Source organism: Gordonia ajococcus, assembly GCF_012974285.1.
GTDB lineage: Bacteria > Actinomycetota > Actinomycetes > Mycobacteriales > Mycobacteriaceae > Gordonia > Gordonia amicalis.
In genome coordinates this window covers 77,734-93,719 of record NZ_CP052884.1, presented here as the reverse complement: position 1 = coordinate 93,719, position 15,986 = coordinate 77,734, and the positions used below count along the sequence as shown (strand labels likewise).

Annotated in this window: 11 protein-coding genes and 2 pseudogenes; 8 read left to right on the top strand and 5 right to left on the bottom strand. The window is 67.6% G+C overall.

Annotation, left to right across the window (positions count from 1 at the left end; translation table 11 throughout):
* The first annotated feature begins 2 nt into the window (after positions 1–2).
* Positions 3–1,577: pseudogene (locus tag GAA2_RS00395) on the top strand (AMP-binding protein).
* Positions 1,578–1,753: 176 nt separating this feature from the next.
* Here GAA2_RS00395 and GAA2_RS00390 read toward each other — a convergent pair.
* Both GAA2_RS00390 and GAA2_RS00385 read right to left on the bottom strand, forming a co-directional pair.
* On the bottom strand, positions 1,754–2,278 hold the full coding sequence (locus tag GAA2_RS00390) for a hypothetical protein (protein WP_006438457.1): 525 nt from the start codon (positions 2,276–2,278) through the stop codon (positions 1,754–1,756).
* Positions 2,275–2,895, bottom strand: a complete 621-nt coding sequence (locus GAA2_RS00385; RefSeq protein ID WP_006438456.1) for a pyridoxamine 5'-phosphate oxidase family protein — start codon at positions 2,893–2,895, stop codon at positions 2,275–2,277. The genes GAA2_RS00390 and GAA2_RS00385 overlap by 4 nt, the downstream gene beginning before the upstream one ends.
* Before the next feature lie 159 nt (positions 2,896–3,054).
* Here GAA2_RS00385 and GAA2_RS00380 point away from each other — a divergent pair.
* Positions 3,055–3,625 (top strand): annotated as a pseudogene (locus tag GAA2_RS00380) (DUF664 domain-containing protein).
* 1 nt (position 3,626) lies between these two features.
* Here the strand turns inward: GAA2_RS00380 and GAA2_RS00375 are convergent.
* Positions 3,627–5,171: a molybdopterin-dependent oxidoreductase gene (locus GAA2_RS00375; RefSeq protein ID WP_191834646.1), complete on the bottom strand. Its 1,545-nt coding sequence runs from the start codon at positions 5,169–5,171 to the stop codon at positions 3,627–3,629.
* A 154-nt stretch (positions 5,172–5,325) separates the two neighbouring features.
* Here GAA2_RS00375 and GAA2_RS00370 point away from each other — a divergent pair, with 154 nt between their 5' ends.
* Positions 5,326–5,985: a fasciclin domain-containing protein gene (locus GAA2_RS00370; protein WP_006438452.1), complete on the top strand. Its 660-nt coding sequence runs from the start codon at positions 5,326–5,328 to the stop codon at positions 5,983–5,985.
* Positions 5,986–6,074: 89 nt separating this feature from the next.
* Here GAA2_RS00370 and GAA2_RS00365 read toward each other — a convergent pair whose 3' ends face one another.
* Positions 6,075–8,303, bottom strand: a complete 2,229-nt coding sequence (locus tag GAA2_RS00365; RefSeq protein WP_006438451.1) for a molybdopterin-dependent oxidoreductase — start codon at positions 8,301–8,303, stop codon at positions 6,075–6,077.
* Between the two features lie 130 nt (positions 8,304–8,433).
* Between GAA2_RS00365 and GAA2_RS00360 the strand changes: the two genes are divergently transcribed.
* The 5 genes from GAA2_RS00360 (at position 8,434) to GAA2_RS00340 (ending at position 15,366) form a co-directional block, all read left to right on the top strand.
* Positions 8,434–9,939 carry a flavin-containing monooxygenase gene (locus GAA2_RS00360; RefSeq protein ID WP_006438450.1) on the top strand — a complete coding sequence of 502 codons (1,506 nt, stop codon included), beginning with the start codon at positions 8,434–8,436 and terminating at the stop codon, positions 9,937–9,939.
* A 226-nt stretch (positions 9,940–10,165) separates the two neighbouring features.
* Positions 10,166–11,551, top strand: a complete 1,386-nt coding sequence (locus GAA2_RS00355) for a DUF6777 domain-containing protein (protein ID WP_006438449.1) — start codon at positions 10,166–10,168, stop codon at positions 11,549–11,551.
* A 289-nt stretch (positions 11,552–11,840) separates the two neighbouring features.
* Positions 11,841–13,013 carry a TY-Chap domain-containing protein gene (locus GAA2_RS00350; RefSeq protein ID WP_191834645.1) on the top strand — a complete coding sequence of 391 codons (1,173 nt, stop codon included), beginning with the start codon at positions 11,841–11,843 and terminating at the stop codon, positions 13,011–13,013.
* Positions 13,014–13,168: 155 nt separating this feature from the next.
* Entirely contained in the window at positions 13,169–13,993 is an 825-nt protein-coding gene (locus GAA2_RS00345; protein WP_024498927.1) for a hypothetical protein, read from the top strand.
* A gap of 95 nt (positions 13,994–14,088) precedes the next feature.
* Positions 14,089–15,366 (top strand): TY-Chap domain-containing protein, encoded by a 1,278-nt coding sequence (locus GAA2_RS00340; protein ID WP_024498926.1) that lies wholly within the window; start codon positions 14,089–14,091, stop codon positions 15,364–15,366.
* Here the strand turns inward: GAA2_RS00340 and GAA2_RS00335 are convergent.
* Positions 15,359–15,913, bottom strand: coding sequence for a dihydrofolate reductase family protein (locus GAA2_RS00335; RefSeq protein ID WP_024498925.1), 555 nt, complete (start codon positions 15,911–15,913; stop codon positions 15,359–15,361). The two genes, GAA2_RS00340 and GAA2_RS00335, sit on opposite strands and share 8 nt — an antisense overlap.
* Positions 15,914–15,986 lie beyond the last annotated feature (73 nt).

Sequence of the window (15,986 nt, the reverse complement as noted above, 5' to 3'; positions counted from 1 at the left end):
CGATGACACAGGCCACGACGACCCCCACCGACATGGTCGACCGCTGGTTGGCAATCTACGGGGCGCCCGACGCGAACGCCGCGGCACTCCTCGTCGACGGTCATGATCCCGACGCGGTGACGTTCACCGTGATCGAGGTCGAGGCCTCCGCCGACGCCGATTCCGCACCGGTGCCGGTCACCACGGACGTGACCTACGGCGACCTCGCCGAGCGGTCCAAGCGCTTCGCGTCGGCACTGGCCGACCTGGGCGTCGGCCGCGGCGACACCGTCGGCGTCCTCATGGGCAAGCGCGAGGAACTCGTCGTCTCGCTGCTGGCCATCGCCCGCCTGGGTGCCGTCTACATCCCGCTGTTCACCGCGTTCGCCACCCCCGCGATCGAGATGCGGCTGCGCGCCGGCAACGCGAAGGTCGTGATCACCGAACCGAGCCAGGCGTCGAAGCTCGACGGGCTCGAAGACATCCGGACCGTGGTGGCGGGACCCGAGTTCGAGGAGCTTGTGGACTCGCACGATCCGATCGCCGAGTCGGTGGCCGTGGGCGGCGAGGGCACGCTGATCCTGCTGTTCACCAGCGGCACCACCGGTGCGCCGAAGGGTGTTCCGGTGCCGGTGAAGGCGCTCGCGTCGTTCGTCGCCTAAATGCACTACGGCCTCGACGTCCGCGATGACGACGTGTTCTGGAACGCCGCCGACCCGGGCTGGGCGTACGGCCTCTACTACGGCATCCTCGGCCCGCTGGCCACCGGACACCGCAACCTGCTGCTCCACGCCGGCTTCAGCCCCGAACTCACCGCGCAGATCCTCGGCGGCCTCGGCGTCACAAACTTCGCCGCGGCACCGACCGTCTACCGCACCCTGAGCAAGGACCCGCGGATCACCGGCTTCTCGCTGCGACGGGCGTCGTCGGCCGGCGAGCCGCTGACCCCGGACGTCATCGGCTGGGCCCAGCAGGCACTCGGCACCGAGGTCCGTGACCACTACGGCCAGACCGAGCACGGCATGTTCATCAACAACCACTGGCACGACGACGTCCACGAGGCGCTCGTCCCCGGTTCCATGGGCAAGCCGATGCCGGGCTTCGCCGCCGGCGTCGTCGACGGCCAGATCGCGATCGACGTCCCCGCCAGCCCCCTCATGTGGTTCTCCGGCTACCTCGACGCCCCGGACAAGACCGCCGCACGGTTCACCGAGGACCGCCGCTGGTACCTGACCGGCGACACCGGACGCGCCGACGAGGAAGGGCGCTACTTCTTCACCGCGCGCGACGACGATGTGATCATCATGGCCGGCTACCGCATCGGCCCCTTCGACGTGGAGAGCGTGCTCATCACGCATCCGTCGGTGATCGACGTCGCGGTGGTCGGACGCCCCGACGAACTGCGCGGCGAGGTCATCGAGGCGTTCGTCGTGCTCGCCCCCGGCGTCGAGGGCACCGAAGCCCCCGAGAAGGAGCTGCAGCAGCTGGTGAAGAGCGAGTTCGCCGCCCACGCGTACCCGCGCACCGTGCACTTCGTCGACGCCCTCCCCAAGACCCCCAGCGGCAAGATCCAGCGGTTCCTGCTGCGCAAGGGATAGACCGACCGCGTTCGTCGGCGATCGAAGACGACGCGGCCATGACGCGCGACCCAGCGGGTGCCCCCCTTTCGCTGGGCCGCGTGACCATCGAGGTGCCGTGGCCGGCTGCCGCAATCCGGCCGGCCCGGTCACCTCGAGTTCGGTTCGCACCATCGCGAACCGTCACGGCCGACGGGTCATTCACCCCCGGGTGACCCGTCGGCCGGGCCCCACGAAGTACGACGATCGGTGCATAGGTGTCCGATCCGCGCGAGCGGATGGTGGGGATCGCGGGTTCTCACCCAGACCGCGGTGCCGTCGACGACGGTCGCGTGGAGGATGTCCCACCCTGCCGAAGGCCAATCGATCCACGCATTCCCCGTGAGATCGCCCTGCAGTTCGTCGGCCAGGAAAGCCGTGGCCTGCGCGGTGGGGAGATCCCGGTCGAGGGGATTCTCGGTCCTCAGGTACCCGCCCCAGCCCGACTCATCCCAGCGACGTAGCTGGACGTGTGCCAGCCCGAACTCGCCGACGACGAGAATGTCCCATTCGTACCCGCTGAAGTCGGGTAACGGCTTCTTGGAGACCCAACAACCCAGATCGCGCTCGATCGCCGCGACCGCACTCGACAACGATTGTGGAACCGGGGACCGGCCGTGCCATTCGTGGGTGTTCCAGCGGCGCGTCCACCTCGCGATGACGTCGAATGGATACTCACTCATGCCCCGGTCGGCCGTCCGATCAGAGCCAGCACCGAATCCGGCGGCGTCGCACCCGAATACGTGATCGGTTCGTCGTAGACCGTTCTCATCGGTACGACGCCGGTCCAGTTCGACGACTCGACGCCCGGTCCGCCGGTGCGGGCCTTGGCGATCCACTGGCCGTCGACGATCGGTAGTCGCAGAGCCACGGTGGCCGCGAGTTCTTTTCGCGTGGTCTCTCGCACCTCGGCAACGCGACCCGGAATGAGCTTGTCGGACAACACCTCCAGCGCCGACTTCGCGTCGTCGACCAGCTCGAGCGTGCCCCGCACCACCGCCGAACGGTAGTTGGCGGAGTGATCGAAGAGGGTGTCGGCGATGACGAGGCCGTCCATCGCGAAGACCGTGAACGTCACGGGCGCTCCTGCCGCGACATGACGCAGGGCTCCCGCCCCGGTCGATCCGTGGAGCAGGATGGCGTCGCCGTCCCGAGCGAACAGCATCGGCACCGACCACGGCAGACCGTCGACGACGGTACTGAGCGTCCCGACCTTCGCCTCGTCGAGGAGTTCGTCGAGGGCGGCACGATCAGTCGCGCGATCGGGTTTGCGGGTGAGCGCGCCGAGGGGAGATGTCATGGCGCTCATCGTCGGGTACGGGCCCCATCCGCTCAACCGAAATTGGCGTCCGGCTCCGCTCCAGAAGACGTGGGAATGAGGACCGGAGTTGTCCTCGATGGGTCATAACGTGGTTCTCACCAGCACGAACGAGCCACCCACGACGAACCGGAGAGCATCATGAGCACCTACACCACCGCAGAACTCAGCGTCGATGTCAACGGAGAGAAGCGCGAACTCCTCACCCTCCTGCAGGACCTGCGCAACCTGCTCAAGATCGCCGCCCGCAACCTCTCCGACGAGCAGGCACGCAAGCAGAGCACGGTCAGCACGCTGACGATCGGTGCCCCTGATCAAGCACCTCGCCCACGGTGAGGAGAACGCCGCCGACGTCATCACCGAGCGGGACGAGAACGCCGAGTTCGACATGAGCCGGGCGACAACCGAATACGAGCTGACCGAGGGCGAGACCCTGGCCGGGTGGCTGGAGGCCTACAACCGTAACGCCGCTCGACTCGACCGCGTGATCGCCGACGCCGAGAGTCTCGACGAACTCATCCCTCAACCCACCGCACCGTGGGCACCCGAGCGCGAGTGGTCCACGATCCGCACGATGATCCTGCACCTGCTCCGCGAGACCTCCCACCACTGCGGACACGCCGACATCATCCGGGAGGCGCTCGACGGGCAGACCACGATGGGCGCGATCTCCGAGGGTCAGGACTGGGCCGACGCCGAGTGGGTGCAGTAGCTCACTCGATGGTCACCGCCCGACTGTGCCAACCGGTGGCGCCCTCCGGGATGGGCGGCACCCGCTCTTCCGGCTGCGTCGCGCCGGTGGCGTCGGTCGCGCGGCAGTACAACGTGTGTCGGCCGGGCGTGGCGTCCCAGATCCATGTCCACTGCCGCCAGGTGTCGGTCGAGTACTCGGTGGCGAGCTCGGCCGGATTCCATGGTCCGTCGTCGACGCGGACCTCCACCGAACGGATACCCCGATGCTGCGCCCACGCGGTGCCCGCGACGACCACCGGTCCCGCGGGCGTCGTCGACAGCGGTGCGGGCCGATCGATCCGCGACGCCGTCTTGATCGGTCCCCGTTCGCCCCAGCCCCGCTGGGTCCAATAGGCCTCGGCACGATCGAAGCGGGTGATCTCCCAGTCGACGACCCACTTGCACGCCGACACGTAACCGTAGAGACCGGGGATCAACTGCCGCACGGGGTATCCGTGCTCGAGGGGTAGCGGTTCGCCGTTCATGCCGACGGCGAGCAGCGCATCGCGGCCGTCCCGGATCGCCTCGAGCGGGCTTCCCGACGTCCACCCGTCGACGCTGGTGGCCAGCAGCATGTCTGCGTCGGCGTGTACCCCGACCTCGGCGAGGATGTCGCGCATCGAGTATCCGAGCCAGCGTGCGTTCCCGGCGAGGTCGCCGCCCACCTCGTTGGACACGCAGGTGAGCGTGATGATCCGCTCGATCGCGGGCATCGACTGCAGGTCGTCCCACCTCAGTGTCATCTCGCGGTCCACCATCCCGTGAATCCGCAACCGCCAATCCGTGGTGGTCAGCTGCGGGACCTGGAGCGCGGTGTCGATCCGGTAGAACTCGCGGTTGCCGGTCATGAACGGTGTCGCACCATCGATCCGCAACTCGGTACCCGGCGGGACCGGCCTGCTCGCAGAAGTCGTGCGCGGCAACCGAAGCCGCACGCGTTCGGCGAGAGCGCCACCGGTGTCCGCGGCGCGCCGGGCCAGGCCGGCGCACACCGCACCCGTCACGACGACGATCCCGACCGCACCGACGAACTGGCGGCGAGACCACCCCCCTGAGCGGGACGCATCCTCTTCGGACACGTTCCCGACGGCACTCCCGCGCCCCAGCACCACCAGCACACCTACCGCCACCAGGCCGGCAGCAACCGGCGGAACGACGTAGGACACCTCCACCGTGGGACGGGTCAACGCGGCAGCCACGCCGACAGCCGCGAAGGCCACGACGATCAGCACCCCGACGGGCGGGCGCTTGACCTGCAACACTCCGGCAGTCACGGCGATCAGCAGAATCACCAGCGCCATGCCCGCCAGCAGCACCGGCTTGTCCGCCGTTCCGAAGCGGTCTATCGCGAACTCGCGGGCAAATGCAGGCGCATGGTCGACGAGGAACGCCGCGACCGCGCGATACGGGGACGCGAACTGCGAGACACTTACCGCGAGGAGTTCGCCGACCGCCAGGCCGCCCGCCACCGCGACGACACCGGACACCGCTGCCCGCACAGTCGACTCCCGAAACACTCGCACCATCGTCAGCTCCGTTTCTTCCGACTGGAGTTCGCTCACCGACAGCACTCGGATTGGACCAATCCGGCACCGGAGCAATCCGCAACGACTCGAGCAGCGAATGACGTCGTGAGTCCGGCCAGACGGTCGGGCCACGACCTACTAGATTGGATGGGCCATGGCCATCAAACGAATTCAGCGCCTCGTGGTCGCGGCGTCCGGGCTGGTGTTGGCCGTCGGCGTCGTTGCCGGGTGTTCCAGCGACTCCGACTCGGACAGCAGCACTTCCACGACCGGTGCCATGACGGAAATGACCAGCGAGTCCGCCGACACCGCCACCGGACCGGTCGGCCCCGGCTGTGCGGACTACGCTTCGGCCAACCCCTCTGGCGCGGGCTCGGTTTCCGGGATGGCAATGGACCCGGTCGCCACTGCCGCATCGAACAACCCCGAACTGACGACGCTCACGCAGGCCTTGTCCGGGCAACTGAATCCGCAGGTGAACCTGGTCGACACACTCAACAACGGTGAGTACACCGTCTTCGCACCCACCGACGACGCCTTCGCCAAGCTGCCGGCCGAAACCGTCGAGCAGCTCAAGACCGATTCGGAACTGTTGACCAAGATCCTTACTTACCATGTGGTTTCGGGTCAGGCCACGCCGGACAAGGTCGTCGGTGAACACAAGACACTCGAGGGTCAGACCCTGACGGTGACCGGGTCGCCGGACATGCTCAAGGTCAACGACACGAGCAGCGTGGTCTGCGGTGGCGTCGCGACCGCCAACGCGCAGGTCTACATGATCGACACGGTCCTGACGCCGCCTGCCGCCGGCTGATCACCGATCCCATCGGTTCGGTACGAGGAAGCACACGCCGGTTCCCTGGATGAGCACGCCGCTCGTCCAGGGAACCGTCGTGTGTGCGTTCAGTATTCGGCCATCTCGTCGGCGGCGCGATCGGCCGTCAGTGCCGACACCTGGATCGGCACCCCGGTCATGTTGGCCATACCCGCGAGACGTTCGAGATCGGCCGGCTCCGAGGAGATCAGGGCGTTGACATTCACCCCGCCGGCACCGAGGTCGTTCGCCGCGGCTGCGTTCGCACGGGTCCAACCGCCGGAACCGTTGTGCCCCCAGCCATGTGGGATCGCGACCACACCCGGCTTGATGTCCTCGGTGATCGTCACCGGCAACGAGATACGGCCGTGACGTGACGCGACGGTCACCAGGTCACCCTCTCCGAGACCGCGTGGGGTCGCATCATCGGGATGCATCCGGGCCGCGTGCGACCGGCCTCCGCGCAGGAGCATCGGCGCATTGTGCTGCCAACTGTTCTCCGAGCGGATCTCCCGCATACCGATGAGCCGCAACGGATACTGCTCGTCCGGGTCGACGGTCAGCCGCTCGACCTCGTCCATCAACTCCGGCGCCGCCAGCCGAATCCGCCGATCCGCGAACGTCACCGTTTTGCGCAGCTGCCCGGGAGCGAGACCGTCGGCCACGACGATCCCGTGCGGGAACCTCTCGACGAGCTTGCGATAGGTCACCCCGTCACGTCGTAGACCGAATCGATCACCGCCCAGGCCCATCCGGATCACCAGGTCGGACACCACGCGCGGGGTCACCGGCCGTCCGAGACGTCGCGTGACGACGTTGACGAGATGGAACGCACCGAGCAGCGGATTCCGCCTCGACAGCACTCCGATCAGCTCGTTGATCACCGTCCACTCCTCACGCGCCTCGCCCTGAGGCGGGATCACCGCCTCGGTCGCCTGCTTGAACGGCGTCGTGAACAGCGCCTGGAACGGAAGCAGGAAATCCTCGCGTTCGTACATCGTGGTGGCCGGCAGGATGTAGTCGGCGTGGGCATTGGTCTCGTTTCGGTAGATGTCCAGCGACACAAGGAGATCGAGTTCGTCGAGCGCAGCGCGCAGTTCGTCGCCGTTGGGTACCGAGAGCACCGGGTTGCCCGCGCTGACGAACAGCGCACGCAACTGTCCCTTTCCTGGCGTGGTGATCTCCTTGGCCATCAACGACGCCGGCGCAGTACCCAACACCTGGGGCAGGTTCCCGACGCGGCTGCGCCGACCAGCCCAGGCGAAGCTCGAAATTCGTTGGAGTGCAGCCACACCCAGTCGTTGTCCGGGGACACCGAGGTCGCCGAACATCGACCCTCCGACGACGTCGAGATTGCCGGCCACGAGGTTGACCATGTCGAGCAGTGCGGTCGTCAGCGTGCCCGTCCGGCCCAGGGACGTCCCTACGCGTCCGTAGACGGCGGCACGTTCGGTCGAGACCAGGGCCCGGGCGATCTCCCGGACCCTCGCCGGCGGGATGTCGGTGCGGGCCGCGGTCACCTCGGGCGCATAGCCGGCCACCATCGCCTTCAGTTCGTCGACCCCGCGCGCCCGGCGCCGCAACCGCTCCTCGTCGACCGATCCCTCGTCGAACATCACCTGCAGCAGCGACAGCAGGAACAGTGCATCGGTGTCGGGGGTGATGGGCAGCCAATCGAATTCGCGGGCGGTCTCGGTGTGCCGAGGATCGACCACGAGAACGGTGCCGCCCCTCCCGGTGATCGCGTTGAGCCCCTCGCGGATGCGTGGCGAACTCATCACCGAGCCGTGCGACACAACGGGATTGGCGCCGATGATCATCAGGTAGTCGACCCGGTTGATGTCCGGGATGGGAGCGGCGACGGGGTTGCCGTACAGGAAGTGACTCGCCACGAAGCGGTTGTTCACGTCCTGCGATCCTGCCGAGTACACATGCGGTGTCCCGAGCAGGTTCATGAAGACCGCCGCCCACAGGACGTGCCCGGTGGAGAACGTCGCGGGATTGCCGAAGTACCAGCCGACGGCGTCGCTGCCCCGGGCGCGCTGGACCTCGCGGAGACGGTCGGAGATCTCGGCCAGGGCGGTGTCCCAGGAGATCTGTTCGAAGTCGCCGTCGGGGCGTCGGCGCAGCGGATGACGCAGACGATCCGAGTCGTTGACGATCTCGGCGAAAGCGATGCCCTTGGGACAGGCGAACCCCTTCGACAGCGGGTGGTCCTTGTCGGGCCGCAGCGAGACCAGCCGATCACCGTCGACGGTGGCGATCATCCCGCAGAGCGGCTCACAGATCCGGCAGTAAGTGGGCTTGTCCTGCGTCATGTGCCGTCCCCCCGGCCTCGGGTTGTCGGCCGAAGGCCTATCGTCGTGGCAGTCGGTGTGATTCCGTTCACATTTGATGACAAGTGTTGCATGATGACACCACCCGAGGCATCCCACGGAGGAGGTCCCTGTGACCGAAATCGACGCCACCGAAGCCACCCGATCGGCAAGCGACACCGAGAACCGCGTGCGCGACGTCATCATCATCGGGGCCGGACTGTCCGGCATCGACTGCGCCTATCGTCTGCGTGAGCAGAACCCGGACGCGGACTATCTGATCCTGGAACGACGAGCCCGGGTGGGCGGCACCTGGGATCTGTTCCGCTATCCCGGCGTCCGCTCCGACAGCGACATCTACTCGCTCAGCTATCCGTTCGAGCCGTGGCGGAAGCCGGGTGCGCTCGCCGAGGGCGCCGACATCCGGAAGTACATCGAGCACACCGCGCACAAGTACGGCATCGCCGATCAGATCCGGTTCTCACAGCATGTGCTGACCGCCGACTGGGATTCGTCGACCGACACCTGGACGCTGGGCGTCGAGGTCGGGGACGGCGAGGACAAGCGATCCGAGACCTACCGCTGCCGCTTCCTGGTCTTCGCGACGGGCTACTACGACTATGACCAGCCCTACACACCCCGGTTCGCGGGCGCCGAGGACTTCACCGGGCAGATCATCCATCCGCAGCACTGGCCGGAGGATCTCGACTACCGCGGCAAACGCGTCGTCGTCATCGGCAGCGGCGCGACGGCGGTCAGCCTCATCCCGAACCTCGCCGACCAGGCCGCACACGTGACGATGCTGCAGCGCTCACCGTCGTACATCTTCTCGTCGAAGCAGAAGGCCTACCTCGCACCGGCCCTCAAGAAACTGCTGCCGCCCGCCGCCGCCCACCGGGCGATCCGGTTGCGCTATGCGACGCAGACCGCGGCGATCGTGCATCTCACCCACCGCTTCCCGAAGCTCGGCCGGAAACTGATCCGCGCCAACGTCGCCGCGAACCTGCCGGAGGACTATCCGGTCGACGTCCACTTCAACCCGACCTACAACCCGTGGGACCAACGCATGTGCCTGGTTCCCGACGCCGACCTGTTCAACGGCATCACCGAGGGATCGATCGAGATGATCACCGACCACATCGACCGCTTCGACGAGACCGGCGTGCGCCTGACCTCGGGACGGCATCTCGACGCCGACATCATCGTCACGGCCACCGGTCTGCAGCTGCTCGGGTTCGGCGGCACGCGCCTGCGCGTCAACGGTGACGAGGTGAAGCCACATGACCGCTTCGTCTTCAAGAGCCACCTGCTCGAGGACGTCCCCAATCTCGCCTGGTCGGTGGGTTACACGAACGCCTCGTGGACGCTGCGCGCCGACATGACGGCGCGGTCGGTGGCGAACCTGGTGAAGTACATGCGGGAGAACGGCTACACGCACGCCTATCCGCATCTGGGCTCGGAACCGATGGCGTCGCAACCGCTGTGGGACCTCAAGGCCGGCTATGTCGAACGGTCGCCCGACGCGCTGCCGAAGTCGGGCACGAGCGGGCACTGGAAGGTCCGCCACAACTACTACCGCGACGCGATCGACCACCGCATCAGCAAGATCGACGACTCGATGGTGTTCGGGCGGATCTGAGGGGGACGCCTGTCCCCCGGATCCAGACCGGTTTGTCGGGTCCGCCGATCGCGGTGTTACACCGAGTGGTCCGAACGGTCGAGATTTGGCCGCAGATGACCGATCTTCGCTGGTCAGGCCTTGCCTGGCGTCCGACGCGCCGCTGATACTCGAAGTCGGCGAGCGCCTCCGCCCGCCACGACCGCGTCCGTTGTCGCCGGCGCGTCGGCAAGAGGAGTTCGCCCCGATGACTTATCCGCCCGGTTTCCCGATCCATCCCTCGACGCCGTTCGGTGCGATCCCTCCACAGCCCCAGAACCGGCGGGCCCTCACACTCGTTCTCGGTGCGATCGTCGTCGTCCTGGCCCTGGTGCTCGCCGCCGGGATCGTCTTCGTCGTGAAAGCCCGCAAGGGTGACATCTACGTACCCGGCCTCACGCTGGCCGCGGCGAACGATCCCGGCATCGATCCGTTCACCGACCCGGTGCTCGTCGCCGGTGCGGGGAACCTGCCGGGGAACGTCGCACTCTCGGCGAGCGTCGGGGCCCCTGACATGGGTGGCCGCGCGGTCAACGGCACCGAGGCCGGTCTGTACGCGACCGGCGACACCTCCGCGTGCGACACCGCGGCACTCAGCGACCGGCTCATGGCCGATCCGGCGACGGCCGCCGCCTGGACGAGCGTTTTCGGGATCAGCACCGCCGCGATCCCGCACTACCTCAACACCCTCACCCCGGTGGTCCTGACCGCCGACACCTGGGTCACGAACCACACCTACACGTCGGGGCGGGCAGAACCGTTCCAATCGGTCCTGCAGCGCGGCACATCGGTGTACGTCGACGCAGCGGGCGTTCCGCGCACGATGTGCTCGAGCGGCAATCCCCTTGCACCACCGGTCTCGGCACCCCTCGGCGGCTACCGGCTCGAAGGTCAGCCGTGGCCCGGCTACCAGAGCCGCGAGGTCACCCGCATCGCCTACAACAACCAGAACGTCACCGCGGGCAGCCGGACGTCGATGATCGTTCCGGGCGCACCCACACCGGTCGCGGGGACGAGCGGGTCGGTCCTGCAGCTGTTGAACTTCCTCACCGGCGAGATCCTGCCTCGGACGATGGGCGGACTGCTCGATCTGTCGGGACTGCCACCTCTTTCCGAACTGTTGCCCACTCCGGCTGACCTGAACACACCCTTCGCGGCGGGCACCGACGAGGACGCCGAACGCAACGGACTGCTCGAGGCCGGCAACCCGGCCGCCGCGCCGGCGGTCGTAGAGCGTGCCGCAAAGGACAACGGCCTGCCGGCCGTCGCACCCGCCTCCGACTCGTCGGAGCAGCCGGGTTCCGGTGCATCGGGTCCGGCCGAGGCGCCGTCGTCCGGTTCGTCCGAGAATCCCGCGTCCCCGAAGTCCGAATCCGAGAGCCCCGCATCCCAGACCGCCGTACCGCCGGAGATCCCGAGGTCGGCTCCGCCGGCGGACACGTCGACCTACGAGGCTCCGCCACCGGCGGAAACCCATACCGAGACACCGACGACCACCGAACCGACCACCAGCGAGTACGTCCCGCCACCCGAGGAGTCCGGCCAGGCACCGGAGCCGCCGGCGGAGGTGCCTTACTCGTCGCCGGCCGCATGAAAGTCGACCTGCTCTGACCTGCTGTGATGCCCGCGTTCCTGGCATGACCGCCTGCTGAGTCAGCCGGGTGACCCCGAGCGCGGTACGGTTCCAGCATCAGGTCTGATCAACCGACCAACAATGTCTCCCCGGTCACCTAACCTGGTGCCGAAGAGGTTCGCGGTCGGTCATCGTCTGAGCCGGCTCATCCGGACTGCTCGTCCCGCACCGACACCGACCGCAACCCGACGCACGTTTTCCCCGCAGCACTGGGCGCTCTCGATCGCAGCGCACGAGAAAGGAAGTCGACATGACAACCGACTTCACCGTGGACTCGAACATCGATGACGCCTGGCGCACATTCCAGCTTCACGTCGGCGACCGCCTGGCCAACCTCACCCCCGGTTCGACGCTCACCATCCAGCTGGACCCCCTGATCCCCGAAGGTCCTCACGGCAGACTGCGCTTCACCCTCACCGGTTCGAACCGCCTGCGGTGCACCATCGACGACACCGATCTGCACCCTACCGAGGAGTACTTCCTCGAGCATCTCGAGATGCTCGAGGCGCTCGGCTGGCGTCGGCTGCGCAACCGCACCCACATCTACGAGGTGGGCCGCCGACGCGTCGACGAACTCGCCCACGCGACGGTGGCCACGTTGCGTCAGGTCTGGGAGGTCGTGCATCCGGCTTTCCTGGACCACTCTCCCGCGGCACGTGCCGAGCCGCAGATCGAGGTGGCCGTCCAGCCCTTCGACGACGATCACCTGCGTGCGCTGCTCGTCGGCTCGCTCGAAGACCTGACCGGCTGCCGGATCCAGACCGACGCCGACGGCGACATCGCCCTTCCGACCAAGCCCGTCTCGTCGTGGCTGAGCCCCCGTTCGGACGCGCCCCGTCTCGAGTTCTTCGCGCGCCTGGCCGGTGACATCACCGACCGCAGACGTGCGGCCGACATCGTCGCGGCCCAGCCGACGATGGGTTCTGCGGTCCGGGTGCACCTCCTCCAGAACGAGGTGTTCGCGACACTGACCCTCGAATGCGCGGTCTTCCACCCTCACAACCTGAGTTCTGCGCTCGCCGAGTGGTTCAGCTTCCTCGCGGACTGCGCGCCCAACGTCATCGAGCAGATCACGCAGAGCGCGACGCCGGTTCGTCCTGAGACCGAGGAACGCCTGCCGGATGCGTTGCAGACGCTGCTCGAACTCGACCCGGACGGCCGGTCGCTGAGCGCCCGCGAGGTCGCGAAGATCTGCCGGTACAACCAGGCCGACATCCTCTCGTTCATCCACACCTGTGAGGAGCAGTACCTCAGCTGGCGACGCTCGGCGGCCGACGCGACTGCGGCCTCCGATGCGGCCGAAGCCGACGCATGCCGTCATGAAGCCGACGCCTGGCGTGCGACGACCCACAATCTGCGCGCCGCGCTCCGTGTCGTCGTCCTCTCCGACGACGCGGCCGACAGTCGCCCGACGGCCAAGTGACCGCGCGCACGACACCGCTTCCCCACCTGGCGCATTCCGGGTAGTCCATCCGGAGGATTTCGGTTCCGTACGCGGGCGCGACGGTGGTGCGTGAGCTATATCGGTAGGGGGTCTCCTGCGCGCGACCCCGCCCGGGCATTCCATCGGAGCATTGCATGACCCTCACCACCGATCACGGCACGCTGACCTTCACCTTCCCCGAGCTGGGATCCGACGCCCGTCTGCATGTCACCTTTCCCCGGACACTGCGCGCCGGTGATCTGACCGAACGGGCCGGACTCACCGCCGACACCACGCTGCGTCTCGCGCAGGGCTCTCCGACGGGTGACGCCGACGCCGTGATCCCGATGTGGCAGTCCGAAGCGACGTGGATCGACTTCTCCTCGCCGCATCAGCACCCGTTCCTGGTGATGATCGGCGTGGACGGGGTCAACGCGATCAGCGGGAAGGTGTTCACCGGCACGCCCGACTTCGACACCGACGACTACATCGAGGTGCCCACGCAACAGACCCTGGCGTCGTACCGGACGGGTACGGGCGGTCACCGGCAACTGGTCGCGCCGTCGACCCACACGAGCCGGGGACCCGATCCGCGCGGAACGCTCGTGCAACTCACGGTGATTCCGATGCGGGCCGAATCCTGGGCACGACGCCGCCACCACGCGTCGGCGAGTACCTGCGTCCTCTGCGACATCTCGCGGGCAGAGCAGGCCCGCACCCCACCGCGCACCGCGGTCGCCCGGGTGATCGGTCCGCTCGAGTCCGCCGACACGTGGCACCCGACCCGCATGGGGTCGGCCGCCGTTCGGATCGTCAACTCGGTGACGTGGGAGTCGCTGACCGGTCTCACACCACGACACTCGCGGCTGACCTGTGCGGACTACCTCGACCGTCGACTCCCCTGGCATTCGGCCTACCGCGAATCCGACTGCCCCGAAGCGGCGAGGGACGAATCGAGGAGGCATTCCTCTCGGCTGTAGATCTCACCCGGGTGTCAGGAAGGCGTCGTAATATTCGAGTTCCGCGGGTTCGCCGGCGGCCGTCATTCACGAGGACCCCAGCTTGAGGAGTGCGAATGTCCCCCGATTTCGATGCCGTCGTCGAGGCGGCATGGCGGGACTTCACCGACACCCTCGCGGACCGCGTGCCGCAGCTGGCGCCCGGTCAGTCGTTGACCGTGGTCGAGGCCGCGGCCGGTGGCTGGCGCAGGCGGATGACGTTTGCGGTCGCCGACGAGGACCGGTTGCGCTGCACCATCTCCGCGGGCGATCTGACGTGGACCGACAAGGACCGCTGGATGCGGCAGGCGACCTTCATCGTCGACCGGGGCTGGTGCCGGCTCGAGGGTCGCAGCGCTTTCTGTTACGAGGTCGCCGACCACCGTTTCGGTGACCTCGCCCGGGCGGCGGTACGAGCGCTCCGCGAGGTCTGGGGAGTCATCCACCCGTCCTTCGTCAGCATCGGCGACCCGTCCTACTCCCGGCATCAACTGACGTCGGGTTCGGCCGACGCCGAGTCCACCGACCACGCCTCCGGAGCCGACGGTCACGGCCGCGAGTTGGGTGCGCACGCGCTCGACCCGGAGACCACCAATGCCGACACGATCCGCTTCGCCTCGCTGGCCCATCCGCTCGACGCACCGGCCGAGACCGGGGTCGTGCCGCAGTCCAAGGACCATCTCGTCGAGCTCGTCCGGGCGGCGATGGCGGCAGCGGGCCGGCCGGTGGTGATCAGCCCCCGCAAGGCCATCTTCCTGCGGTCGTCGGGCACGTCGCTCCTCCGGCCCACGCGCGACGCACGCGCGCTGGAGATCGTGACGATTCTGAGTTCGGCGGTGCCGGCCCCGTCGGTCCTCGGGATGCTCGTCTCCGAGTTCTCGCCGCGCTGGCCGGAGATCGCCGTGGTCGTCCGCAACGGCCTCGTGTACGCGCAACGTCGCCTCGACGTCGCCGTGTTCAGCCCCGCCAATCTCGACGCCGCGCTGCGCCGCTGGGACGAGTTCGCCGGCTCGGCCCGCGCGGAGATGATCGCCCGTCTGGAGGGCGGCCGGAAAGCCGCACACCGGTGTCGCGGCGAACGCCTTCCCGGAGCGTTGCTGGCGCTGCTGCGCGTCAACCAGAAGCCCGGGAACAAGCTGTCCCCGACCACCGTGCTCATCGCGTGCCGGCGCGATCCCGAACGTGTCCACGAGTTCTTCGACATCTGCGCCGCCGAGATGCGCGAGTGGATGGACAACCTCGCCTCGGCCCGCAAGGCCGAACTCGGCGACGAGGAGATCGCGTTCTGCGAGGCGGAGCACCGCGCCTACGCCGAGGTGGCGCAGCTGCTCCTCAGCGCGATGGAACTCACCTGACGCCTTCGCCGGTGGACGAGTAGGACAGGTGCACCACGCCGTTGTCGAAGGATTCCGTCTCCACCAGCGTGAGCGGTAGGTCGGCGAGGCCGTCGAAGAGGCGTGCGCCGGTGCCGAGCACCACCGGGTAGACGAGAAGGTGGAGTTCGTCGATCAGCTTGTCGTGCAGCAGAGCTCGGACGAGAGTGCCGCTGCCGCTGATGTACAGGTCGTGTTCGTTCTTGAGCTTCAGAATCTTCTCCGGGTCATACGCCCCGATGACCTCGGAGTTCTGCCAGCCCGTCGCCTCGTCGAGCGTGCCGGACACGACGTATTTCGTGGTCTCGTTGAAGAACGGCGCACCGGGGTCGTCGTCGACGGTGCGTTTCGACCAGGCGGGTCCGAACATCTCGAACGTCTTGCGGCCCAACAGGATGCCATCGCACGCGCCGGTGAAACCGCCCACCACCTCGCTCATCCGGTCGGTGAACCCGTACGGCATCGTGAAACCGGGGTTCTCGTAACTGCCGTCGAGGGTGATGAATTCGTGGACGTGGATCTTTCCCATCGGAATGCTCCTGTGCTCGCGGGGACTGCGTTGTCGTCACGATGACAGACCAGCCGCCCATCCGGAACTCATC

Excerpts from the sequence above, each read along its gene's own strand:
- GAA2_RS00350 (WP_191834645.1), top strand. The coding sequence starts at position 11,841 with ATGACAACCGACTTCACCGTGGACTCGAACATCGATGACGCCTGGCGC.
- GAA2_RS00375 (WP_191834646.1), bottom strand. The coding sequence starts at position 5,171 with ATGGTGCGAGTGTTTCGGGAGTCGACTGTGCGGGCAGCGGTGTCCGGT.
- GAA2_RS00335 (WP_024498925.1), bottom strand. The coding sequence starts at position 15,913 with ATGGGAAAGATCCACGTCCACGAATTCATCACCCTCGACGGCAGTTAC.
- GAA2_RS00345 (WP_024498927.1), top strand. The coding sequence starts at position 13,169 with ATGACCCTCACCACCGATCACGGCACGCTGACCTTCACCTTCCCCGAG.
- GAA2_RS00370 (WP_006438452.1), top strand. The coding sequence starts at position 5,326 with ATGGCCATCAAACGAATTCAGCGCCTCGTGGTCGCGGCGTCCGGGCTG.
- GAA2_RS00385 (WP_006438456.1), bottom strand. The coding sequence starts at position 2,895 with ATGACATCTCCCCTCGGCGCGCTCACCCGCAAACCCGATCGCGCGACT.
- GAA2_RS00365 (WP_006438451.1), bottom strand. The coding sequence starts at position 8,303 with ATGACGCAGGACAAGCCCACTTACTGCCGGATCTGTGAGCCGCTCTGC.
- GAA2_RS00390 (WP_006438457.1), bottom strand. The coding sequence starts at position 2,278 with ATGAGTGAGTATCCATTCGACGTCATCGCGAGGTGGACGCGCCGCTGG.
- GAA2_RS00355 (WP_006438449.1), top strand. The coding sequence starts at position 10,166 with ATGACTTATCCGCCCGGTTTCCCGATCCATCCCTCGACGCCGTTCGGT.
- GAA2_RS00340 (WP_024498926.1), top strand. The coding sequence starts at position 14,089 with ATGTCCCCCGATTTCGATGCCGTCGTCGAGGCGGCATGGCGGGACTTC.